Origin of the sequence: Campylobacter sp. P255 (assembly GCF_003627915.1) — a bacterium.
GTDB lineage: Bacteria > Campylobacterota > Campylobacteria > Campylobacterales > Campylobacteraceae > Campylobacter_D.
Genome location: NZ_NREN01000022.1, coordinates 1 through 2,226, shown reverse-complemented (window position 1 = coordinate 2,226; position 2,226 = coordinate 1). Strand labels below are relative to the sequence as shown.

At 28.7% G+C, this 2,226-nt stretch carries 2 protein-coding genes; both read left to right on the top strand.

The genetic code is table 11. From position 1 onward, the window contains the following. Window positions 1-173 precede the first annotated feature (173 nt). Window positions 174-896 (top strand): SDR family NAD(P)-dependent oxidoreductase, encoded by a 723-nt coding sequence (locus CKA54_RS07530; protein WP_120760934.1) that lies wholly within the window; start codon window positions 174-176, stop codon window positions 894-896. After that, window positions 889-2,226: a fatty acid--CoA ligase family protein gene (locus CKA54_RS07525; protein WP_120760933.1), complete on the top strand. Its 1,338-nt coding sequence runs from the start codon at window positions 889-891 to the stop codon at window positions 2,224-2,226. Before CKA54_RS07530 ends, CKA54_RS07525 begins: the two co-directional genes overlap by 8 nt.

Sequence of the window (2,226 nt, the reverse complement as noted above, 5' to 3'; positions counted from 1 at the left end):
GACTCTCTAGCCCTAGTTAGCTTGGTTGCTGATCTAGAAGAACTTCTAAGTGAAGAATTTGATAAAGAGATTATTCTAGCAGATGAAAAAATGATGAGTGCTAGAAATTCTCCATTTAAAGATGTAGAAAGTCTAACTGAGTATATAGTAAAAAAACTCCAAGAGCAAGAATAATGCAAAAAATCATCATTATCACAGGAACTAGAAAAGGCATAGGTAAAGAATTAAGTGAATATTACTTAAAACAAAATCATATAGTTTGTGGTTGTTCAAGAGGCAAAGCAAGCATAGATCATAAAAATTACAGACATTTTGAATTAGATGTTTGTGATGAAAAAGCTGTAGTTTCTATGGTAAGAAGCATAAAAAAAGAATTTGGGAAAATCGATATTTTAATTAATAATGCGGGTATTGCCTCAATGAATCACACCCTAACAACCCCATTTAAAAGTTTAGATAATATTTTTAAAACTAATGTCTATGGTAGTTTTTTGTTTATAAGAGAAGTTTCAAAGATCATGAGTCAAACTTATAAAAAAGAGCAAGTTGCTATGCCTTATAGGATTGTGAATTTTTCTACTGTTGCAGTTGCTTTAAGGTTGGAAGGAGAAGCTATATATGCTGCTTCAAAAGCAGCGATTTGTAATTTAACTCAAGTTTGTGCTAAAGAATTAGGTTCATTTGGCATTACTTGCAATGCTATAGGGCCTACTCCTGTACCAACTGATTTAATTAAAAATGTCCCAAAAGATAAAATACAAGATTTGCTTAATAAGCAAGCTATAAGACGATTTGGTAATTTTCAAGATGTTGCCAATGTGGTTGATTTTTTTATTCATGAAAAAAGTGATTTTATAACAGGTCAAATTGTGTATTTAGGTGGAGTAAATGGCTAAATTTAAAAATATTTTTTTGAATAAAATTTTCAACACTAATCAAGAACAATATGCTTTAATTTATGAAGCACAAAAATACACCTACAATGATTTATGCAATAATGTAATTAATAAAATCAGCATGTTAGCAGATCTTAAAAACATAGATATTGTAGGTATTGTGGGTGATTATGATTTTGAAAGCATTAGTCTATTTTTAGCGTGTATTGAGCTAAATAAAATAATCGTTCCATTTATCAATGAAAGTGAGATTGATAATAAACTTGCTGAAATTAATTGTGATATTTTATTTAAAAACAGCCAATATGAGTTACAGAAAGAACATCACAATAATCATGAATTAATCCAAAAACTCATAGATACTAATAAACCTGGATTAATTTTATTTTCTAGTGGTAGCACTGGTAAACCTAAGGCTATGATACATGATCTTGATAAAATTTTAAATGTTTATCTCAATAAAAAAACAAAAAAACTTAATATATTATTGTTTTTAATGTTTGATCATATAGGTGGTTTGAATACTTTATTTAACTGCCTTAGTATGAATGCTTGTGCAATTGCTATAAAGGAAAGAAAAAATATCGAAGCTCTAGCCCAAGCCATAGAAAAATATCAAATTTCACTTTTGCCTGCTTCACCTTCTTTGCTTAGTTTAATGTTGGTAGCAAATGTGGTTGAAAAATACAACTTAAATTCTTTAAAGGTTATTAGCTATGGCACAGAAAGGATGTCAGAAACTTTGCTAGCGAAATTAAAACAAACTTTTCCAAAAGTTAAATTCCACCAAACCTTTGGTACAAGTGAGGTGGGTATTGCTCAGACAAAAAGTTTTGGAAACTATATTAAGTTAGAAAATATAGCATATAAAATTATTAATAACGAACTTTTTTTAAAAAGCAGTATGCAAAGTTTGGGCTATCTAAATGCAGATAATTCTGTTTTTACAGATGATGGGTATTTTGCTACTGGTGATTTAGTTGAAGTCATCAATGAAAATGGTGAAGAATATATTAAAATTATCGGAAGAAACAAAGAAATCATCAATGTTGGCGGGGAAAAAGTTTTACCTCAAGAGGTAGAAGGTGTGTTAATACAACTGCCTTTTATACAAGATTGTTTAGTTTATGGACAAAATAATCCTCTAACAGGTCAAAGTGTTTGCGTAAAAATTATATTAGAAGAAAATGAAATCTTTACTGCACTAGAAGCTAAAAAAAAGATAAGAATATTTTGTAAAGATAAATTAGCTAGTTATAAAATACCAACTAAAGTAGAAATTGTTCAAAAACTAGAAATTAGCGAGAGATTTAAAAAAATAAGGATATAA

Bases quoted from the DNA above. Each gene is read 5' to 3' on its own strand.
- CKA54_RS07530 (WP_120760934.1), top strand. From the start codon at position 174: ATGCAAAAAATCATCATTATCACAGGAACTAGAAAAGGCATAGGTAAA.
- CKA54_RS07525 (WP_120760933.1), top strand. From the start codon at position 889: ATGGCTAAATTTAAAAATATTTTTTTGAATAAAATTTTCAACACTAAT.